Source organism: Paenibacillus sp. Y568, assembly GCF_059445545.1.
The window spans coordinates 286138-306128 of sequence record NZ_JCAIUM010000001.1 but is presented as its reverse complement, the minus strand read 5'-3'; the positions used below and the strand labels follow the sequence as shown (position 1 = coordinate 306128).

The window sequence follows — 19991 nt, the reverse complement described above, 5'->3', positions numbered from 1 at the left end:
TCCTATAATTTGCTGATTTTGACGCGGAACATGTCTGGTCCTTGTTCGATATATTCCCAAGTGAAAGCACCTGGGTGCATAGATTCGAACTGGAAACGTAGAGGGATTGGATCATGATCGTTTACTAATAACATGGCCTCTGTTGGTTGGAGATCATTGAACGTTTGAAAGATAACTTTGTGCTTTAATTGCGGTGGGTATTCGGTAGCGTTGACGGTGACGGTAATATTGTTCATTTTGAATTCCTCCTGAGAATCATTATCGTTACAAATCCTATTATAGAAGAAAAGGTGACTCGCATCGTGATTATAATCACAATGCTGGGAATGAGATTGATCTACGATTTATTTATAGATGATTAAGGTTTGCAAGGGATAAATAAATATGACGGAGGATTCTTTTATGAAGAAGTGGATAAAGATTACTGTTCTCCTAAGCATTATTCTTGTGCTCTTTACAGCATGTGGGAAAGAAGTGAAGGAAGAATCAGAAAAGGGATCTGGTGGAGATACCAAGGAATTCACAATTACGGCTACGTCATTTGAATTCGATGTGAAAGAAATCAAAGTAAATCAAGGAGATACAGTCAAAATAACATTAAAAAATAAGAAAGGATATCATGGGATCAAATTGAAGGGATATAACAAACAAGTACGTCCGAATCATTCCATTTCATTTGTAGCGAACAAAAAAGGCGAATTCGAATATAAGTGTGCTGCTCATTGCGGTGCGGGTCACAATCAAATGGTAGGGAAGCTAATTGTGGAATAAACGATGTTATCTGAAGGCACATGGCTATTATCCTAAACACGGGAATGGAAAAGGCAATATAGAATTATTTTTTTCTGAATTAGCTGTTTAGGAATGCCCTAAATGGTGGTATAATCATTTCAGAACAAATCTAACAAGAGAAAGGATCAGGATACCATGTGTCCCCGAAGGAACATTCCCCAAAGGACGATCTGGAAACGTTATGATCACTCATACACTTAGCTTTTCTCGTAGAGACCCGTCGGATAATTCATGACAAACCTCTGCGAAAGAAGGAAACTAAGTATGCGAAGGACCGTGTCCTCCACCAAGTTTTCTCCCCGTAGAGGGTTGTCTCATTTATGACCAACAATCTACGAAGAAGAGGGAACTTGTATGAGGAAAAGAGAACAACTGCTTTCAACGTTGCAACATACGGCTATACTATTACTTGGAACACTTATTTTGGCTTTTACGTATTATCACATTAACTTTCAGAATCATTTAACAGAGGGTGGATTTGTTGGCTTAGCTCTATTGGGCAAATACGTTTTAGGCCTGCCACCTGCACTAAGCGTACTCGCATTGGATATTCCTGTGATGTTACTTTCGTTATTTCTCAATGGACGTAAATTTCTTGTGAATACGATGATCGCGACTACATCCTTTTCAATCTTTTACGCGTTAGTTGAGCGTTACTCTGTTATGGTTATTGATCTGCATCAGAATTTGTTCATTGCCGCACTCTTGTCAGGATTATTGACGGGATTTGCTACCGGTATTATATTACGTGTTGGTGGCGCAAGTGGTGGGGATGACATATTGTCTCTTCTTATCAGTCGTTGGACTGGTATAAAAGTTGGCACAGTGTTTTTTTTGTTTGATGCGATTGTATTATTATTCTCCCTCTTCTATATGCCTTTAAGAGAGACGTTGTATACCATTCTAGCTGTTAGTATTGCTGGAAGAATGATCACGTTGACTGTGGCTTATGGTACGAAGAAGACTAAGACTAGCCCGGCGTTACCTAAAGGGATTACACCTCAATCTGGTAAGTCGAAGACTGCACAGGTTATGCAAAGTGCGCATTAATGATGTGGGACGATGGAAAGCCCTCTATTACCATAATATAAGTAGTTCTAGGACAGTCTTGTCCGAGCCAAAATAAAAACCACTAAGTTCGTTATTGAACTAGTGGTTTTTTTGGTATCTAGAGGCCTTGGTATCCAGAGGTTATTTAGGATGGTTAGCATCCCATTTCTCCGCCTGTGAGGTTGCTATTGCTATGGCACGCCCTTCTTCGGAACCATCTTCCAATAAGGCATTAGCTATTTCTATAGCTTTGTCTCTGATTCGAGGTTCTAGATTTTTCATAGAAGGTGGGTAATCATTTTTAGTCCAAGGCATAATCATTCCTCCAATAATTAAAAATTACAGCTTTATTCTGTATTACCCCGTCCATGTTTAATCAAACGATTCGTCATAACTATTGAATAATGTTATAAACATGAAGAAAGGTAGCTCCTTTTGAGAAAGAAGCTACCTTTTGATCGTTAGTATATTACTCAAACAAGGTACGGTACTCAGCATACCCTTCTTCTTCTAACTTCTCGATCGGAATAAAACGAAGCGCTGCAGAGTTAATACAGTAACGTAATCCGCTAGGCCCGGGTCCATCGTTGAATACATGCCCTAGATGAGAGTCGCCTTCTTTACTACGAACCTCGGTACGAACCATAAAGTGGCTGGAGTCTACCCTTTCTCGAACGGTATATTCACGAAGAGGACGAGTGAAACTTGGCCAACCGCAACCAGAGTCGTATTTATCAAGTGAACTGAACAAAGCCTCGCCAGAGACGATATCGACATAAATTCCTTCTCCATGATGATCCCAGAATTCGTTGTTGAAAGCGGGTTCTGTACCATTTTGCTGTGTAACGGCATATTGGATCGGGGTTAGATGTTGTTTAAGTTCATCTTTGTTCACGGGTGTTGACCAGTGGGTATCAAGATAATCTTCACGTCCCGAACCTTTACGGTAGCGCTTATAATGTCCAGGATTCTTCTTATGGTATCCTTGGTGATATTCTTCAGCCTCATAGAAAGGGCCTGCGGGCAGAATTGGAGTTACGATTGGTTGGTCAAAACGTTGACTCTGCTCTAAAGCTTGTTTAGATTGTTCCGCTAGTTCACGTTGCTCTTCGGTATGATAAAAGATAGCAGTTCCGTAGGAACTTCCTCTATCGTGGAATTGTCCACCGGCATCGGTAGGATCAATCTGTTGCCAGTATAGTTCAAGCAACTTGTCATATGGGAACACGCTAGGATCGTAAGTTATTTGGACTGCTTCTACATGTCCTGTTGTATGTGTGCATACTTCTTCATATGTTGGATTCTCTGTATGTCCACCTGTATATCCGGAGACGACTCTTATAATGCCGGGAAGTTCCTCGAACGGACTTACCATGCACCAGAAGCATCCACCAGCAAAAGTAGCCTTTTCATTAGTTGTTGATTGAGAGTTGCTCATGAAATCACTCCTTTTCTTTGACTGTAAATGATATAAGTCACTTCTATTATAATTCATTTGCTTTCCATAACCAAGAACTCAACCTAGTGACTACTTGGTTTGCTAAGGGTTATGCTTTGTTCTTTTGTTTGTACACAAGGAGTATTATGCCGATCAAGGATAGATATCCTAGTATTAGGATAATGGACATGTAGGGTTTAGTTATTAGGTTACCGCCCAAATAAGCATATAATATAATGCCTGGAATTTTCCCGAGACCTGAGGCGAAGGTGTATGTCCACAAAGAAATAGATGCGACACCCGCAAATACATTCACCATCATCTGTGGAACGATAGGTAATATTCGTGCAATGACAATAGCCATAAAAGGATGGGTCTCTGTCATCCGAGTGAAGGATTGGATAGAACGTCTTTTGTCCAAATAACGTCTTCCTTGCTCGCGAAAAGCATATCTTACAATGCCATATGCAATGACTGCAGCGAGAGTAGTACCAGACCAAGCGATAAGAGATGCCCATAGGGTACCATAAGCATATCCCAGCACAGCGATGATCACTTTGTATGGAATGATCGGGAAGAGGGCTAACAATGTCGCCATGAGAATCAGAGTGGTTAGTGAGTCATTATTGTTCATCCAGTCCCAAATGGTGGATTTATACATAAATGCTACACCTAATATGAGCACATAGGCTAACGGTAGCAATAGTTTCTTCATAAGAAGTCCTTTCTGTGAAAAGGTTTCATTGTGTATCATACCAATTTGGTGTAATAAAATGATAGTCCCTTCTGATAAAGTCTTCTTAAATACAATGGTTTGCTATAATATAGAAAGTATACGGTTTTATATTGGTTTAGAAAGGTTGAGAAACATGGAAGAGGACTACGATAGAACTGCAGCACTATCTTTGGAAGAACAAATTAAGAATAGCTATCGCGAAGACGAGGATATGATGATATTGGTTTTTGCCCAATGGTGTATTAACCACAGTATTGATCCAGAGGAACTATACAGCGAAGCGTATCCGCATCAACCACATAATGAACGATTGTTAAAAGTACTAGAACTTACCGTATCCAAGGAAGAGGCAGGAGATATTCCAGACGATACGTTGTTAGGCGTGCTCTCGCTTTTCGGAAATCATGATCTAGCCTTTGTTGTTACGGAAGCTGTAAGTCGAAGACCCTAAGGCATACTAATACTGATACTCAAAGATTCATAATTATTTACTTATATGAACATCTAAACAAGTGGAACCTATGCAGAGATGGGATGAACCACTTGTTTATTTGTTCCATAGGTACATTGTAATTATTTCAATTGATCGCGATTAGCAATACGAAATTGCTTAGGAGACATGTTGAATCGTGCTCTGAACACCCGATGGAAATAAGTGTAGTTTGCGAATCCTGAAGTTTCCGCTACATTCTCAAGAGACATTGGGCTGAATATGATCCGCTCTCGTGCCATGTCTAGTTTTACGTCAAGGGTATATTGCATGATGGTAGTACCGAACGTTTCCTTAAATAAGTGAACAGCACGGGAGACACTAATGCCGACATGCGTCGCGACATCGTCTAACTTGAACATATGGGAAGCGTTCTCTTCAATATAGTGTTTGATTTGATATGCTAAATAAGTCTTGTGTGTAGTCGTTGGCTGTTCTTTCAATTGACGATCTACTTCTAGGCATAGAATTCTCATATAGTACCCTGAAATTTCTGGATAGGGATTCTCCATACGACGTTGCTCAAGTACAATCTGCCGAATTAAGCTCAAAAACCCCTCATTAAGAGGTAAATGCATACGTGTAGGCCGAACTTGAGAGTTCCACCATTTATCTATCCATTGGCCTCCAAAGAAAATATGGTAATCTCCACTTTCGATCGTTAATTCGCCAATTGAATTGATTTCATTATCAATTTTTAATTCGTAAGGTTCAGATGGGGAGTAAAGAAGTAGATCACCTGTCTCGATCATACCTAACTTTCCATCATATCGAGCGCGACAACGTCCATCGGTTTGAAAGCGCATCAAGTAGTTGTTTACGCCGTCTAATTGTGAAGTGTAGAAAGGTTTCCTATGAAAGGAGAATCCTGCTGCGTACACTTGACATGAATCTTCGGGAATCATTCTTCTGTTCTCCTTTTATATCTGACGAATAGTCAGGACATCTGCATTAAATGGTTTGGTCTAGTATTTATATAAAAATAATGACCAGATTGTTCATGTTTTAAGCATATTATTCATTTTAATATAAACGAATTCAGAATACCATGTAACTAGATAGATTGAGCTAGAGTTTCACATCCTCACAAGGAGAGAGTGCGGCCTCATAATATAGTTGAATTTATATAGGTGACATGGCTTCACTGGGTTTGTTTCAAAGGAGTGACATATAGCTATACACTGTAGAAGAGATGTTAGCTCATCCTGATATCGAATTCATTGTTAATTTGACTCTTCCAGCTACACATGCCGAGATTGATATAGCTGTGTTAGAAGCAGGCAAACATGTGTACGGAGAGAAGCCATTTGCGACTACTTTGGAAGATGGCAAACGAGTGTTGAATCTCTCTAAGGAGAAAGGCTTACGTGTTGGGTCAGCTCCAGATACATTTCTAGGATCAGGGATTCAGACAGCCAAACAAGCTATCGATGATGGACTTATTGGCAAGCCGATTGCTGCAACATGTTTCTTGATGGGAAGAGGTCCGGAAGGGTGGCATCCGTCTCCAGAGTTCTTTTACGCACCTAGTGGAGGGCCATTGCTTGATATGGGACCCTATTATTTAACAGCATTAGTGGATATGCTTGGTCCAATTCATCGTGTCAGCGCTTCAGCGGGTGCACAAATTCTTAATCGAGTGATAGGGTCTGGCCCTAAAAGTGGAATGCCAATTCCAGTTCAAACACCAACACACTATTCAGGAACGCTCGATTTCGTGAGTGGTGCGATGGTCACTATGATTATGAGTTTTGATATACCAGGTGGATCTGATCTACCTTGGATGGAGATATACGGTACAGAAGGTACGCTAGTTGTACCTGATCCTAACTTTTTTGATGGTGATGTGAAATTACGTCGTAGAGGTGAAGAGCAGTGGGAATGGCTTACACCTGTATTTGCGAGTGAACACAACGAACGAGGACTTGGTGTTTGTGAGATGATTGAATCCATTCGTGCAGGACGTGACCACCGAGCGAATGGAAGATTAGGATATCATGTACTTGAAGCCATGTACGCGTTCCAGAAATCTTCCTTAGAAGGAAGACACATTAGTCTGGAGAGCACTTACCAGTACGGACACGTGCCAGAATTGGCATCTGAATCAGTGTATTAATTCCTTTATATAATACATCCAGAATACTAAAACCATATTAACCAATTCCAAACAGAGGTGGAGTAGTCAATGTTACAATTAGGATTACAACTGTATACAGTCCGCGAACAAATGGAGCAAGATTTCGAAGGAACACTGAAAAAGGTAGCCGAATTAGGTTACAAAGGTGTAGAATTTCATGACTTTTTTGGACATAGTAGTACTGAAGTGAAGAAATTGTTGGATGAGAATGGTCTTGTCGCTATCGGTACACACACGCAATATGTCAGTATGTTAGAAGATTTAGACTCTATTATTACGTACAATAAAGAAATTGGTAATAAATATATTATTGTTCCTTTTTTGTCTGAAGAACAACGCAAATGGGATGAAGTTTTTGCCAATCTGAAAGTGCTTGGTGAAAAGTGTAAAGAACAAGATATGGTACTTATGTATCATAACCATGATTTTGAATTCACTGAATCTTATCGCGATGGCCAGACCGTATTTGATGCAATGTATGAAGAAGTACCTGCATCATTACTCCAAGTTGAAATGGATACATGTTGGGTACACTTTGCAGGGTACGAACCTGTTGAATATATTCATAAGTATGCGGGTCGGTTACCGATTGTACACTGGAAAGATGTAACAAGACAAGAGGATGGATCGGCACAGACCGTTTCATTTGGTGAAGGCGAAGTGGATTTGGCGGCTGTTGCTGCAGCTGCTAATGAAGTAGGAGCAGAGTGGATTGTTGTAGAACAAGATGTTTGTCAGAATCCACCATTTGATAGTATTGCTACAAGTATGAAATGGGTAAAAAATTATGCGAAAAACGGGGGACCTATAAATGTCTAAGCTTCTAAGAATTGGGATCATTGGTTGTGGAGGTATTGCAAAAGGGAAACATATGCCGAGCCTTGCAAAACAATCTACGGGAGAAATGGTTGCTTTTTGTGATATCGTACAAGAACGCGCTGAAGAAGCTGCTAAGAAATATGGTGTTGAAGGTGCTAAAGTCTATACAGATTTCCGTGAATTGCTTAAAGATGAAAGTATAGATGTTATTCACGTATGTACACCTAATGACTCTCACTCTGTAATTACCGTTGCTTCTTTAGAAGCAGGCAAACACGTCATGTGTGAGAAACCAATGGCCAAAACAACAGCTCAAGCTAAAGAAATGCTTGAAGCTGCGAAACGTACAGGAAAAAAACTTACGATCGGATATCAAAATAGATTCCGTGATGATAGCCAATACTTAAAACAAATGTGTGACAATGGTGACCTAGGTGACGTGTATTATGGTAAGGCTCTAGCAACTCGTCGTCGCGCAGTTCCTACTTGGGGCGTGTTCCTAGATGAAGAAAAGCAAGGTGGAGGGCCTTTGATCGATATCGGTACTCATGCACTAGATTTAACATTATGGTTAATGGATAACTATAAGCCGAAAAGTGTTATGGGTTCAACGTTCCATAAGCTTGGACATCGTGAGAATGCAGCGAATGCCTTTGGTCCTTGGAATCCGGAAGAATTCAAGGTAGAAGATTCCGCATTCGGGTTCATTACGATGCAGAACGGAGCTACCATTGTTCTTGAAGCTAGTTGGGCTCTGAATGTACTTGATTTCGCTGAAGCACAGACTATACTTGCAGGTACAGAAGGCGGAGCAGATATGAAAGATGGTTTGCGTATCAATGGTGAGAATTTGAGCCGTTTGTACGAGACTAAGGTTGATTTAGGTGCTGGAGGAGTTGCTTTCTACTCGGGAGAAACAGAAGGTGATGCAGATCGTGAAGCGAGATTATGGTTGCAGGCGGTTATTGATGATACAGAACCTGTCGTTAAGCCAGAGCAGGCGTTGGTCGTAACCGAAATTCTAGAAGCTATCTATGAGTCTGCTAAGACAGGTAAAGCTGTTTATTTTGAATAAAACAATGAGAAGAGCAAATAAGGAGGGGTTACGATGAAATTAGGCGTATTCATGGTGCTATTTGGTGGTCGTAAGCTAGAGGAAGCGTTAGATTATGTAGCTTCTAAAGGTCTTAAGGCGGTTGAGATTGGAAGTGGAGGGAACCCAGGTAAAGCACATTGCACACCAGAGGATCTTCTAAACAATGAGACAGAACTTAAGAATTTTAAAAAAGCAGTAGAATCACGCGGACTTACAATCAGCGCACTTAGCTGTCATGGTAATCCACTGCATCCACAGAAGCACTTAGCCAAAGCGGATCATGATGATTTCGTGAATTCGGTGCTACTTGCTGAGAGACTTGAAGTACCTGTGGTAAATACGTTCTCAGGATGTCCGGGTGACCATGAGGATGCTAAGTATCCGAACTGGCCTGTCGCTCCTTGGCCGAACGATTTCCAAGAAGTATTGAAGTGGCAATGGGAGAATAAAGTTATTCCTTATTGGACCGAACAAGCGAAGTTTGCAAAAGACCATCATATCAAGATAGGGCTTGAACTTCATGGAGGATTCTCTGTACATACACCTGCTACATTGCTTCGTCTACGTGAAGCAGCCGGTGAGACCATCGGTGCTAACTTAGACCCGAGTCATATGTGGTGGCAAGGTATTGATCCGGTGCAGGCTATCCACATTCTAGGTCGCGAAGGAGCCATTCATCATTTCCATGCTAAAGATACCGTAATCGATCCGATTAATGTAAATAGATACGGTCTTACTGATATGCAATCCTATGAGAGAATGCTCGATCGTGCTTGGCAGTTCCGTAGTGTAGGCTATGGTCATGATCTTAAGACTTGGGCAGATATCATTAGTGCTCTTCGTCTAGTAGGCTATGATTATGTCGTAAGTATTGAACATGAAGATGGATTGATGTCTGTTGAAGAAGGTTTCTCCAAAGCTGTACAGAATCTTCAACAAGTTCTAATTGAAGAGCCACTTGGCGACATGTGGTGGGTATAGAAGGAGTTAGTGTACGAACTGAAATAGATAATGGGACGGTTACCGAGAGGTAGCCGTCCTTTTTTGAATAGTAGAAAGTATAAGCTTCGCTTGATATTCCCGTTTCAATATGTAGATAAAATGAATTCAACGTGACAAAAGTTAGGTTTAGATGTTACGAATTATGGTATAGTATTTCAATCGAATGTATTAAAATGTCCAGAAATGTGGTAAAATGAAATATACTAACTAATCGAAAGCTTTGATACAGTTATTCATTTGACTTGAAGTTATTAGGTCTTTCAATATAATGAGGTGAGGGTTTCATGGAATTTGATCAAATGCATTTGTGTCCACGATTTGAAACAGCTTTTTCTTTTTTGGGCAAACGATGGAATGGATTAATTATTCAGACCTTAATGAGTGGCCCGAAGAGATTTAAAGATATATCTAGTATAATCCCTACCATGAGCGATAAGATGTTGTCAGAACGTATGAAAGACTTAGAATCTGAGGGGATTGTGGTACGCCACGTTTACCCGGAGACTCCAGTACGCATTGAGTATGAATTAACGGAAAAAGGTAAAGGACTTCGCCCTGTTATGGAACAAATCCAATCATGGGCTGAGAATTGGGTAGAATGAGTCTAACTTAGAATTTGGATATCTACCCTATCCCTATTGTTAACCCCCATTTTTCTTTATTGAAATGAGGGTTTTTTGCTCTAAATGTCTAATATTCATCACCTATATGCGGGATTTGTAGTATAATTGGAAAAAAATGATTGAATACGTATTGAAGGAGGAGATAGATTGGGAAAAAATGTACCCACCCAAGAAGTCGTATATGGTAAAGAGGACATTGCTGAACTTGAAAACGCCTCGATAAAAGTGCAATATGTCTACGATAAGGCACTAGAGTTGCTTGGTCGGTATTTGCCTCAGTTGGTGTGTACTGACCCACCTTCAACTCATTCTACTGTTACTCATAGGATAACAAATCACAATCAAGAGGGTGTATTTCAGAAATGGATTCAAGGTCCAAAGGGTTGGAAATGCATCGGTTATGAGTGGCAGACAAAGATAGATGGGAATAAGGAACAAAGAAGCCTACCTAATGCCAAATTGCAAAGTATGATTCTACAAATGATGATATGGTCCCAATTTGAAAAAATCATTTTGCTGCATCCCTTTTTGGGGCAAGATGCCTTTTATAATAGTGAAGAACTAGAGACGATCTCTTCGTATTTTGTACCTACCTATATGAGTGTTAATCCTCTTATTGAACTTGGCAAACCTTATAAGAAGCATAAGACCAAGCTCCCGATCTACCAAGAATTAATCCCAGCTCCCTCTTTACTGATCCAAACAGAAGGAACTCCTTTGAAGGGTACTTGGATGACAGGGGTATACATTAACCGTTCCAACTTTCAAGGCATTGGTCCATATCTTAAAAATAGTAATGGATGCAGAACCTTTATGGAAGCTTCTATCAACTAATTTGAAAGTAATATGATTCTTGTGAGTACAATCACAATCCTCCTTCTCTCCTAGGTGTAGCCTAAAAAGGTAAGAAAGAAAGCAACCCTAGGAGGAATTCATAATGTCAACTAAACCCCTTTTCAGTAGTGATAACATAGTAAGTGATATTGTTATACAATTTCCGAAAGCCAGCGATTATTTCCGGGATCACAAAATTGACTTCTGTTGTGGTGGCAAACGGCCACTAATCGAAGCGGTTGAGGAGAAAGGCTTGGATATTAATCAAGTATTAGAGGAGTTACGCAATCTTGCAGACAACCATGCCGGCTTAAATGAAGATCATGAAGGAGCTAACTATTTTACTGAAATGAGTTCAGAAGCTTTAATTCATTATATTGTAAGTAAACATCACGATTATTTACGCGAGGAACTTCCTGCTATATATAAGAATGTGGCGAGAGTTAATCGAGTTCATGGTGATCATGATCTTCATTTGGCACAATTATACGTTCTGTTCACACAGCTAAAGGATGAATTGCTTGAACATACATCTAATGAAGAAGAGCAAATCTTTCCTAAGATGGTTGCCCTAGATCAATCACTTGATGGATCTGCTAACCAAGAGCTTAACAATGCTATTGGGACATTGGAGGAGGAGCATGACAAAGCAGGTGATATTCTAAAAGAGATCAGAGAAATCACGAATGATTTCACACCTCCGATCCATGCTTGCACTACGTATCGTTTAACGTACGAAAGACTTGCTGAACTTGAACGAATGACATATGAACATGTGCATTTAGAGAACAATATATTGTTTCCGCGTTTTCAAGCCTGATACTGTGGTAATTCCTTATCATGCGACGGGTTCAGTCCTGAGATAGTAGGAATGCAATCCTCCTAAGGGAATGGAATTTGGTTGGAATTGGTTTTTAAGCTGTGCTGAACTCTGCTATGTTACCATTTACTAGTCCAAACATAACAGGTAGGAATTCAGCATAGCTTATAAGCGTATTCAAAATATATTTGCAAATATTAACCTTGTGACAAACGGATATGTCGAAACAGCAAGGTCATTTATCATGGAATATGTTCACATGTATTTTAAATTGTGAACATATTTGTGATATTATTCACAATTCATGTGAATGAAATCACAACCAGTGTTCATTCCCATGTTATAATATTTTTATAAGCAAGGCAGAGAGGGAGGCAATCGAACATGGTATCATCTAAAAGAGAAAAATTAATCGTTATTGGTAATGGTATGGCTGGCATAAGTACAGTTGAACAAATTCTAAAATTAAGTGATTCATTTGATATTACGGTATTTGGTAGTGAACCACATCCTAACTATAACCGTATAATGCTCTCCTACGTTCTAGAGGGTAGCAAAACGGTTGACGATATCGTTCTGAACGATTGGAATTGGTACAAGGACAATAACATTACATTGCATACGACGACAACAGTGACACATATTGATACAACAAATAAACAGATAACAACTGATAAGGGTATGACGGAAAGTTACGACAAACTTATCATTGCTACAGGTTCTAATCCGTTCATTCTACCTATTCCTGGCAGCGACAAAGAGGGCGTAGTAGGCTTCCGAGATATTAGTGACTGTAACCAAATGCTTGAAGCTGCTAAGAAATATAAAAAAGCTGCGGTTATTGGTGGGGGGCTGTTAGGGTTAGAAGCAGCCAAAGGACTTGTGAATTTGGGAATGGATGTAACTGTCGTTCATCTTATGGAAGATATTATGGAGCGTCAACTAGATCACAGCGCTTCTTCGATGTTACAAGCGGAATTGGAACGTCAAGGCATTAAATTCGCTATGGGAAAACAAACTTCTGAACTTATTGGGGAAGATCGAGTAAGTGGGTTGCGTTTCAGCGACGGTAGTATTTTGGATGCAGAACTTGTGGTTATGGCTGTAGGTATTAAACCGAACATAGCTCTTGCCAAAGCTAGTAACATGGAAGTAGGACGAGGTATTATTGTAGATGATTACATGCTTACTTCATGTGATGGTGTATATTCTGTTGGTGAGTGTACAGAGCATAGAGGAATATGTTATGGGCTTGTAGCACCATTATTTGAACAAGGAAATGTATTGGCTAAGCATATTTGCGGAGTAGATACGAATCCATATGAGGGTTCTATCGTGGCAACTAAGCTAAAGATCTCTGGTGTCGACGTATTCTCAGCAGGAGAGTTTGTTGAAGAGCCCAAACATACGGTGATCTCTGCTAAAGACGAGTGGAAAAGAACATATAAGAAAGTCCTTCTATGTGATAACGTCATTGTGGGAGCAGTATTATTCGGGGATGTAACGGAGTCTTCCAATCTACAAAAATTGATTAAACAACAGTCTGAAATGACAGATGAAATTTACAGCACGATTATGGGAACAGGATGTTGTGGTGGTGGCGCTAATAAACAGTCATCGGTAGAGACTATGGCTGACGATGAAATTGTTTGTGGATGTAATGGTGTAACTAAAAAAACAATTGTTGATGTTATAACGGATCAGGGTCTAACAACAGTAGATGAGATTAAAGCTTGTACTGGTGCAACCCGATCATGTGGTGGCTGTAAACCAGTCGTTGAGCAAATATTGCAGTATGTTCTTGGAGATGGATTCAAGACAGCAGCCAAACAAGGAATTTGTGGTTGTACGACTCTCGATAGAGATGAAGTTGTAGCACAGATTACCGCTAAAGGGTTATCTACAACGCGTGAAGTAATGAATGTACTGGGTTGGAGTAATCAAGAAGGATGCTCTAAGTGCCGTCCCGCAATTAATTATTATCTAGGGATGTTGAACCCTGAGACTCATGAAGATGAGAAAGAATCACGCTTTGTGAATGAGCGTATGAATGCAAATATCCAAAAGGATGGTACGTATACCGTTGTTCCACGGATGTACGGCGGCGTAACAACACCAGAGGAACTCAAGAAGATTGCTGATGTTTCCTTAAAATATGATGTTAAGGTAGTAAAAGTGACAGGTGGACAACGCTTGGATCTAATTGGGGTTAAGAAAGAAGACTTGCCTAGCGTATGGGAAGAACTTGATATGCCTTCAGGCTATGCTTATGCCAAGTCACTACGTACGGTGAAGACATGTGTAGGTTCTCAATTCTGCCGATTCGGAACACAGGATTCTATGGCTATGGGTGCTCTGTTAGAACGTAAATTCGAGAGACTCGATTTACCTGCTAAATTTAAATACGCTGTGAATGGTTGTCCGCGGAACTGTGCGGAATCGTGTACGAAAGATATCGGTATCGTCGGAAATGATGGAGGATGGGAAATCTTTGTCGGTGGTAATGGAGGTATCAAACCTCGTATTGCGGATAGCTTCTGTAAAGTTAAGAGTGATGAAGAATTAATTGAAATTTGTGGAGCAATTATGCAATATTATCGTGAAACTGGCAACTACTTGGAGAGAACATCAGAGTGGGTAGAACGGGTAGGACTTGCACAGATTCAGTCAGCGGTATTGGATAATCTTGATAACCGTAAAGAGCTCGTTAAACGAATTGAACTTGCACTACAACAAGTAGAAGAACCATGGGCAAAAATGCTTCATGATGAAAAAACACGTAAAGCTTTGTATGAAAACCAAAAATCAATAATTTCTGTACAATAACACACATGAGCTTTTGAAAGAAATGGAGATGGATCAAATGGAAATGACAACACAATATTATTCTGTTGGTTCGCTAGATGAGTGTTTAGTACAGGTAGGTCGAGTTGTTATTATTGAAGGTCAGGAGATTGCTATATTCCGGACTTCGGATGGGAACATTTACGCATTGGCAAATAAATCTCCACATCCTAAGGGCGGACCATTAGCGGAAGGAATTATATCGGGTCATTATATATATGACCCTTTGTATGACTGGAAGATTGACCTAACGACTGGAGCTGTGCAAGCTCCAGACTCTGGGCAAGTTGTGACCTATCCTGTTATTGTAAATAATAGAGATATTCAAATTGGATTTTATAAGTAACTACTATAGACATTAGATATACCAGGAGGTGGTCCACATATATACACAAAGTGTAGAGACCATGGTGGAGACAGCGGTTAAGAAAAAAGAAAAGATGAATGAAAGTTTAGTTCGTTATATAATAGCTGCTGCATTAGCTGGCGCCTATGTGGGAATAGGGATTATCCTTATTTTCTCATTAGGTGCCCCACTAGCTGCAATAAAGTCTCCATTCCAATCACTCATTATGGGAGGCTCGTTCGGAATTGCACTGACTTTGGTCATCTTTGCGGGTTCAGAGTTATTTACTGGGAATAATATGCTCTTTACGATGAGTACATTAGCAGGGAAGACAACGGTGAAGGATACCCTTAAGAACTGGAGCATCGTATTTATAGGTAATTTACTAGGTGCTTTGGTACTTTGTTTATTGGTTTTAGGAGCCGGCCTATTTAAAGATATCCCTGCGGAACACCTTATTTTTACAGCTGTAGCTAAAAAGATGAATCTCCCCGTCATGGAGTTATTTTTCCGAGGAATTCTTTGTAACTGGCTAGTATGTCTAGCTATCTGGATGTCGATGCGAGCAAAAGAGGAAGTCGCTAAATTAATTCTCATCTGGTGGTGTCTATTTGCCTTTATCGCAAGTGGTTATGAGCATAGCGTGGCTAATATGACGTTATTGAGTATAGCTACTTTATTACCGAATCATCCTGAAACAATATCTATAGCTGGATGGTTACATAATATGATCCCGGTTACTTTAGGAAATATTGTTGGTGGTGGACTGTTCGTGGGCATGGCTTATTGGTTCATTTCACCTGTTCGGAATAAAAAGAAATAATATTATTAAGCAAGTGGTCTAATTATATTAGATATCACAAAAACGACAGTCGAAGGGAGTCTTAATTGCTCCGTATCGGTTGTCGTTTTTGTTATGATGGTTATCTATCTGAAGTGTTCTTATGAAGAAAGAAAGTCCTTACTCCACAAGAGGTTTCTTGTAGAGGAAGGACTTTCTTTAACATGAGAACTAAATCCGGCAAATTTCGTCTGGACATAGCTCACAGTGGCAAATTTCTTGAAGCATAGAAAGATTCTTAATAACAATCATGCCGCTGTCATATTCGATCGCATCTTTTTTACGCAGATCGCTTAGCATCCGATTGACACTCTCACGAGTGGCACCAATCATATTGGAAAGATCGGTATGGGTAATTTTCTTGTTGATAATAACATTATCCCCTTGTTCTTCTCCGTAAGTGTTACCAAGTCGGATAAGGGTAGAGCAGAGAGCTCCTGGTTTACCGTATAGCATTAAATCACGGAATTTCGTTTGTGTTAAACGATGATGAATCCCCATCCACTTCATGAAATCAATAGCGAATTCACAATGCTGACAGATTAGTATTTCTAAATCTTTATGTTCAATAACACCGATCTCACTCTCTTCAAGTACTTCAGCGTTAAAGCTGTGTTTGGTGCTAAAGAATGGATCAGCCTGACCTACCATATCGCCTGCTTGATACATATATAGGATAAGTTCTTTACCTTCGTCAGTAGATTTAGTTAATTTGATGCGGCCACGTTTAATGTAATAGAGCTTATCCGAGAAATCACCTTCCCAGAAAAGATGAGATCCTTCAGGAACGATGCGGTCTTTCATACTAACTAATAGACGATTAAAATTCGATTCGGAAAAGCAGCTCGTATTTCCATGGGCTTCGATAACATTAAGATGTTCTTTCATATTCGTTATCCCCTTGTCTTTAATTTTCAGTAAATTTTAAACTAATTATACCGTTAAAAATCACATTTGTGGGAGTATTAAAGCATTAAAAAGTGGCGAATTTAAAAACTTTGTGATAAATTTCACTTTTTGAAGCTTATTTTATGATGAAACATAGAAGAGATGCCTGATTTATCTAGGCTTAAATTGTTTAAATAGTAGAAGGAACAAATAAAAACCAATAAATACATAAAGATGAATAATAAGTTATAAATATAAATGTAAGCGTTTTTGAAAACAAATCAAATAAAAATTAAAGATTGTGAAAGTTTTCACTATGAATCATTCGACAGTTATGTTATGATGAATTCAAGAAATAGATAAACAAATTTTTCAGGGGAGCTGAGAGAAATGGCAGTTAAAAATGAAGTAGTCCAAGATAAGAAACAAGGAACAGAGGAATACATTCAGTCCTTGATTGACAAAGCTAATGTCGCTCAAGCAGCATTCATGGAAATGGATCAAGAACAGATTGATAAAATTGTTCAGGCTATGGCTATTGCGGGTTCAGACCAACATATGTATCTTGCAAAATTAGCAGTGGAAGAAACAGGTAGAGGTGTTTATGAAGACAAGATCATTAAGAATATGTTCGCAACAGAATATGTTTACCACGGAATAAAGAATGAAAAAACAGTGGGCGTTATCGAAGATAATGCATATGAAAGTTTCCAAAAAATTGCTGAGCCAGTCGGAACGATCATGGGTATCACTCCTGTAACTAATCCAACTTCAACAACGATGTTTAAAGCTCTCATCTCTATTAAGACTCGTAACCCAATTATCTTTGGTTTTCATCCATCCGCTCAAAAGTGTAGTAGTGAAGCAGCAAGAATCCTTGTAGAAGCTGCAGTGAAAGCCGGAGCTCCTGCTAACTGTATTCAATGGATTGAAGAACCTACAATGGACAAAACAAACATCCTAATGAATCATCCTGGTGTTTCAATGATCTTAGCAACCGGTGGTTCAGCAATGGTTAAAGCAGCTTATAGTTGCGGTAAGCCAGCACTTGGTGTAGGACCTGGTAATGTTCCTTGCTTTATCGAAAAGAGTGCTGATATCGATCAAGCGGTAACGGATCTTATTCTTTCTAAATCATTCGATAATGGTATGATTTGTGCTTCTGAACAGGCTGTTATAATAGAAGAACCTATTTTCGATCAAGTGAAGAAAAAGATGATCGCTAATAATTGTTACTTTTTAAATAAAGAAGAAGTTGTGAAGTTAACTGCAGGTGCAATGATCACAGAGAAATGTGCTGTTAACCCAGTAATTGTTGGTCAATCTGCAGTGAAGATTGCTGAAATGTCTGGCATTCAAGTTCCAGCTGGAACGAAGATTCTGGTTGCTGAAATTGAAGGTGTGGGTACTAAGTATCCATTGTCTGCTGAAAAATTAAGTCCAGTACTTGCTTGCTATAAAGTGAAGAATGCTGAACAAGGAATTGCACGTGCAGCTGAAATCGTTGAATTTGGCGGCATGGGACATTCATCTGTTATTCATTCTAATAATGAAGAAGTTATTATGAAGTTCTCGGCTCGCTTGCAAACATGCCGGATCCTAGTCAACTCACCTTCGACACATGGAGCAATTGGTGATCTTTATAATACAAATTTAGCATCATTGACATTAGGTTGTGGATCTTACGGTAAAAACTCGGTTTCATCTAACGTAGGAGCACTTAATTTGATCAATGTGAAAAGGGTGGCTCGTCGTACTGTGAATATGCAATGGTTCAAAATTCCGAACAAGGTCTATTTTGAAAAAGGTTCAACTCAGTATCTTGCCCAAATGCCTGATATCACTCGTGTAGCTATTATCACTGACCCTATGATGGTAAAACTAGGCTATGTTGAGAAAGTTGAACACTACCTTCGTCAACGTCGAGTTCCTGTTGCTATTGAAGTGTTCTCAGAAGTAGAACCAGATCCATCTACAGATACAGTAAGTCGTGGTACAGCTATGATGAATAGATTTAATCCTGACTGTATTATTGCACTTGGTGGTGGTTCACCGATGGATGCTGCCAAAGCAATGTGGTTATTTTATGAATACCCAGATGCTGATTTCAACGGTTTGAAACAAAAATTCTTGGATATTCGCAAACGTATATATAAATATCCATCACTAGGCAAAAAAGCGAAGTTTGTAGCTATCCCAACAACATCAGGTACGGGTTCTGAAGTTACATCTTTTGCAGTTATCACAGATAAGAATAATGGACATACGAAATATCCTTTAGCAGATTATGAGTTAACTCCAGATGTTGCTATCGTAGATCCTGAGTTTGTTTACTCTCTACCTCGCGTTGCTGTAGCAGATACAGGTATGGATGTACTAACACATGCGATTGAAGCTTATGTATCCGTTATGGCTAACGATTATACGGATGGTCTTGCGATCAAAGCGATCCAATTGGTATTTCAATATCTTGAGAAGTCAGCATTGGAAGGCGACAAATTGGCTCGTGAGAAAATGCATAACGCATCGACGATTGCAGGGATGGCCTTCGCTAACGCGTTCTTAGGAATTAACCACAGCTTAGCTCATAAGTGGGGTGGTAAATACCACACAGCACATGGTCGTACGAATGCAATTCTATTGCCTCACGTTATTCGTTACAATGCGAAAAAACCAACGAAGTTCGCTTCGTTCCCTAAATATTCACACTTTGTAGCTGACGAACGTTATGCTGAAATTGCTCGTATCCTAGGATTACCTGCACGCACAACAGAAGAAGGCGTAAATAGCTTAATTAATGCAATCCGTAAAATGAATAAAACATTGGGAATCGAAGAATCATTCCAACAACTAGGATTCGATCCTAAGGAATTCGAATCAGGTGTTGACTACTTAGCAGATCGTGCATTCGAAGACCAATGTACAACAGCGAACCCTAAACTACCATTAGTAACTGAACTTGCAGATGTATATAGAGATGCATTCTACGGTAGATTTGAATAAGAGGAACCTGCTCTAAACCAACGTGACAAATATCACCTCCAAAGTGATATTTGTCACAGTTATTTTCCAAGATTTGAAGTATAATTGGTTATGGATAGAGTTCCTAGGGTAATAGTAGATACAGGGATTTCGTTTCATGTGGCAACGACGCGATAATAAATGTGAAAAAAGTTACAATGTCGAATTTATTCTAGGATCCAAGAGATTTGAGATAACCTTCAAGCTCACTTCT

The 19991-nt window shown here is 39.5% G+C and carries 19 protein-coding genes and 1 pseudogene; 14 read left to right on the top strand and 6 right to left on the bottom strand.

All coding sequences use genetic code 11. The annotated features are described in order from the left end of the window. Nucleotides 1-2: 2 nt before the first annotated feature. Nucleotides 3-236 (bottom strand): DUF2249 domain-containing protein, encoded by a 234-nt coding sequence (locus AC1D7X_RS01535; protein ID WP_495454377.1) that lies wholly within the window; start codon nucleotides 234-236, stop codon nucleotides 3-5. 166 nt (nucleotides 237-402) lie between these two features. On the opposite strand from AC1D7X_RS01535, the gene AC1D7X_RS01530 reads away from it, so the two are divergent. Both AC1D7X_RS01530 and AC1D7X_RS01525 read left to right on the top strand, forming a co-directional pair. Then, the gene (locus AC1D7X_RS01530; RefSeq protein WP_495454378.1) at nucleotides 403-771 is read left to right on the top strand and encodes a cupredoxin domain-containing protein; all 369 of its coding nucleotides are present in this window, start codon (nucleotides 403-405) and stop codon (nucleotides 769-771) included. Between the two features lie 375 nt (nucleotides 772-1146). Then, nucleotides 1147-1842, top strand: a complete 696-nt coding sequence (locus AC1D7X_RS01525) for a YitT family protein (protein ID WP_495454379.1) — start codon at nucleotides 1147-1149, stop codon at nucleotides 1840-1842. Nucleotides 1843-1983: 141 nt separating this feature from the next. Here AC1D7X_RS01525 and AC1D7X_RS01520 read toward each other — a convergent pair whose 3' ends face one another. From AC1D7X_RS01520 to AC1D7X_RS01510, 3 genes are all read right to left on the bottom strand, one after another. Continuing rightward, nucleotides 1984-2157 (bottom strand): DUF2188 domain-containing protein, encoded by a 174-nt coding sequence (locus AC1D7X_RS01520; RefSeq protein ID WP_495474519.1) that lies wholly within the window; start codon nucleotides 2155-2157, stop codon nucleotides 1984-1986. Between the two features lie 154 nt (nucleotides 2158-2311). Then, a complete protein-coding gene (gene msrA / locus AC1D7X_RS01515; RefSeq protein WP_495474518.1) occupies nucleotides 2312-3280 on the bottom strand; it encodes a peptide-methionine (S)-S-oxide reductase MsrA in 969 nt (322 codons plus the stop codon). A gap of 109 nt (nucleotides 3281-3389) precedes the next feature. Then, a complete protein-coding gene (locus tag AC1D7X_RS01510; RefSeq protein WP_495474517.1) occupies nucleotides 3390-3995 on the bottom strand; it encodes a TVP38/TMEM64 family protein in 606 nt (201 codons plus the stop codon). Between the two features lie 154 nt (nucleotides 3996-4149). On the opposite strand from AC1D7X_RS01510, the gene yxiS reads away from it, so the two are divergent. Continuing rightward, nucleotides 4150-4467, top strand: coding sequence for a protein YxiS (yxiS, locus tag AC1D7X_RS01505; RefSeq protein WP_495474516.1), 318 nt, complete (start codon nucleotides 4150-4152; stop codon nucleotides 4465-4467). A 122-nt stretch (nucleotides 4468-4589) separates the two neighbouring features. On the opposite strand, the gene AC1D7X_RS01500 is transcribed toward yxiS, so the two are convergent. Beyond that, nucleotides 4590-5411 (bottom strand): helix-turn-helix transcriptional regulator, encoded by an 822-nt coding sequence (locus AC1D7X_RS01500; RefSeq protein ID WP_495474515.1) that lies wholly within the window; start codon nucleotides 5409-5411, stop codon nucleotides 4590-4592. Nucleotides 5412-5680: 269 nt separating this feature from the next. On the opposite strand from AC1D7X_RS01500, the pseudogene AC1D7X_RS01495 reads away from it, so the two are divergent. The 10 genes and pseudogenes from AC1D7X_RS01495 to AC1D7X_RS01450 all read left to right on the top strand — a co-directional run. Next, a pseudogene (locus tag AC1D7X_RS01495) lies at nucleotides 5681-6622 on the top strand (Gfo/Idh/MocA family protein); the annotation flags it as partial. Nucleotides 6623-6691: 69 nt separating this feature from the next. After that, nucleotides 6692-7462: a sugar phosphate isomerase/epimerase family protein gene (locus AC1D7X_RS01490; protein ID WP_495474514.1), complete on the top strand. Its 771-nt coding sequence runs from the start codon at nucleotides 6692-6694 to the stop codon at nucleotides 7460-7462. Continuing rightward, entirely contained in the window at nucleotides 7455-8537 is a 1083-nt protein-coding gene (locus AC1D7X_RS01485) for a Gfo/Idh/MocA family protein (protein ID WP_495454387.1), read from the top strand. Before AC1D7X_RS01490 ends, AC1D7X_RS01485 begins: the two co-directional genes overlap by 8 nt. Before the next feature lie 33 nt (nucleotides 8538-8570). After that, nucleotides 8571-9539: a sugar phosphate isomerase/epimerase family protein gene (locus AC1D7X_RS01480; protein ID WP_495454388.1), complete on the top strand. Its 969-nt coding sequence runs from the start codon at nucleotides 8571-8573 to the stop codon at nucleotides 9537-9539. Nucleotides 9540-9844: 305 nt separating this feature from the next. Continuing rightward, entirely contained in the window at nucleotides 9845-10162 is a 318-nt protein-coding gene (locus AC1D7X_RS01475; RefSeq protein ID WP_495454389.1) for a winged helix-turn-helix transcriptional regulator, read from the top strand. A gap of 168 nt (nucleotides 10163-10330) precedes the next feature. Then, a complete protein-coding gene (locus AC1D7X_RS01470) occupies nucleotides 10331-11017 on the top strand; it encodes a hypothetical protein (RefSeq protein ID WP_495474513.1) in 687 nt (228 codons plus the stop codon). A gap of 103 nt (nucleotides 11018-11120) precedes the next feature. Continuing rightward, nucleotides 11121-11837, top strand: coding sequence for an iron-sulfur cluster repair di-iron protein (gene ric, locus AC1D7X_RS01465; protein ID WP_495454391.1), 717 nt, complete (start codon nucleotides 11121-11123; stop codon nucleotides 11835-11837). A 384-nt stretch (nucleotides 11838-12221) separates the two neighbouring features. Continuing rightward, entirely contained in the window at nucleotides 12222-14663 is a 2442-nt protein-coding gene (nirB, locus tag AC1D7X_RS01460; RefSeq protein WP_495474512.1) for a nitrite reductase large subunit NirB, read from the top strand. Between the two features lie 37 nt (nucleotides 14664-14700). Beyond that, nucleotides 14701-15027, top strand: coding sequence for a nitrite reductase small subunit NirD (gene nirD, locus AC1D7X_RS01455; protein WP_495454393.1), 327 nt, complete (start codon nucleotides 14701-14703; stop codon nucleotides 15025-15027). Nucleotides 15028-15064: 37 nt separating this feature from the next. Further along, a complete protein-coding gene (locus AC1D7X_RS01450; protein WP_495454737.1) occupies nucleotides 15065-15850 on the top strand; it encodes a formate/nitrite transporter family protein in 786 nt (261 codons plus the stop codon). Nucleotides 15851-16039: 189 nt separating this feature from the next. Here AC1D7X_RS01450 and AC1D7X_RS01445 read toward each other — a convergent pair whose 3' ends face one another. Next, a complete protein-coding gene (locus AC1D7X_RS01445; RefSeq protein ID WP_495454394.1) occupies nucleotides 16040-16756 on the bottom strand; it encodes a Crp/Fnr family transcriptional regulator in 717 nt (238 codons plus the stop codon). A 390-nt stretch (nucleotides 16757-17146) separates the two neighbouring features. Here AC1D7X_RS01445 and adhE point away from each other — a divergent pair, with 390 nt between their 5' ends. Beyond that, nucleotides 17147-19759 carry a bifunctional acetaldehyde-CoA/alcohol dehydrogenase gene (gene adhE / locus AC1D7X_RS01440; RefSeq protein ID WP_495454395.1) on the top strand — a complete coding sequence of 871 codons (2613 nt, stop codon included), beginning with the start codon at nucleotides 17147-17149 and terminating at the stop codon, nucleotides 19757-19759. Nucleotides 19760-19991: the final 232 nt, after the last annotated feature.

Bases quoted from the DNA above. Each gene is read 5' to 3' on its own strand.
- AC1D7X_RS01535 (WP_495454377.1), bottom strand. From the start codon at position 236: ATGAACAATATTACCGTCACCGTCAACGCTACCGAATACCCACCGCAA.
- AC1D7X_RS01530 (WP_495454378.1), top strand. From the start codon at position 403: ATGAAGAAGTGGATAAAGATTACTGTTCTCCTAAGCATTATTCTTGTG.
- AC1D7X_RS01480 (WP_495454388.1), top strand. From the start codon at position 8,571: ATGAAATTAGGCGTATTCATGGTGCTATTTGGTGGTCGTAAGCTAGAG.
- ric (WP_495454391.1), top strand. From the start codon at position 11,121: ATGTCAACTAAACCCCTTTTCAGTAGTGATAACATAGTAAGTGATATT.
- nirD (WP_495454393.1), top strand. From the start codon at position 14,701: ATGGAAATGACAACACAATATTATTCTGTTGGTTCGCTAGATGAGTGT.
- AC1D7X_RS01510 (WP_495474517.1), bottom strand. From the start codon at position 3,995: ATGAAGAAACTATTGCTACCGTTAGCCTATGTGCTCATATTAGGTGTA.
- AC1D7X_RS01525 (WP_495454379.1), top strand. From the start codon at position 1,147: ATGAGGAAAAGAGAACAACTGCTTTCAACGTTGCAACATACGGCTATA.
- msrA (WP_495474518.1), bottom strand. From the start codon at position 3,280: ATGAGCAACTCTCAATCAACAACTAATGAAAAGGCTACTTTTGCTGGT.
- yxiS (WP_495474516.1), top strand. From the start codon at position 4,150: ATGGAAGAGGACTACGATAGAACTGCAGCACTATCTTTGGAAGAACAA.
- AC1D7X_RS01485 (WP_495454387.1), top strand. From the start codon at position 7,455: ATGTCTAAGCTTCTAAGAATTGGGATCATTGGTTGTGGAGGTATTGCA.
- AC1D7X_RS01490 (WP_495474514.1), top strand. From the start codon at position 6,692: ATGTTACAATTAGGATTACAACTGTATACAGTCCGCGAACAAATGGAG.
- AC1D7X_RS01475 (WP_495454389.1), top strand. From the start codon at position 9,845: ATGGAATTTGATCAAATGCATTTGTGTCCACGATTTGAAACAGCTTTT.
- adhE (WP_495454395.1), top strand. From the start codon at position 17,147: ATGGCAGTTAAAAATGAAGTAGTCCAAGATAAGAAACAAGGAACAGAG.
- AC1D7X_RS01520 (WP_495474519.1), bottom strand. From the start codon at position 2,157: ATGCCTTGGACTAAAAATGATTACCCACCTTCTATGAAAAATCTAGAA.
- AC1D7X_RS01500 (WP_495474515.1), bottom strand. From the start codon at position 5,411: ATGATTCCCGAAGATTCATGTCAAGTGTACGCAGCAGGATTCTCCTTT.
- AC1D7X_RS01445 (WP_495454394.1), bottom strand. From the start codon at position 16,756: ATGAAAGAACATCTTAATGTTATCGAAGCCCATGGAAATACGAGCTGC.
- nirB (WP_495474512.1), top strand. From the start codon at position 12,222: ATGGTATCATCTAAAAGAGAAAAATTAATCGTTATTGGTAATGGTATG.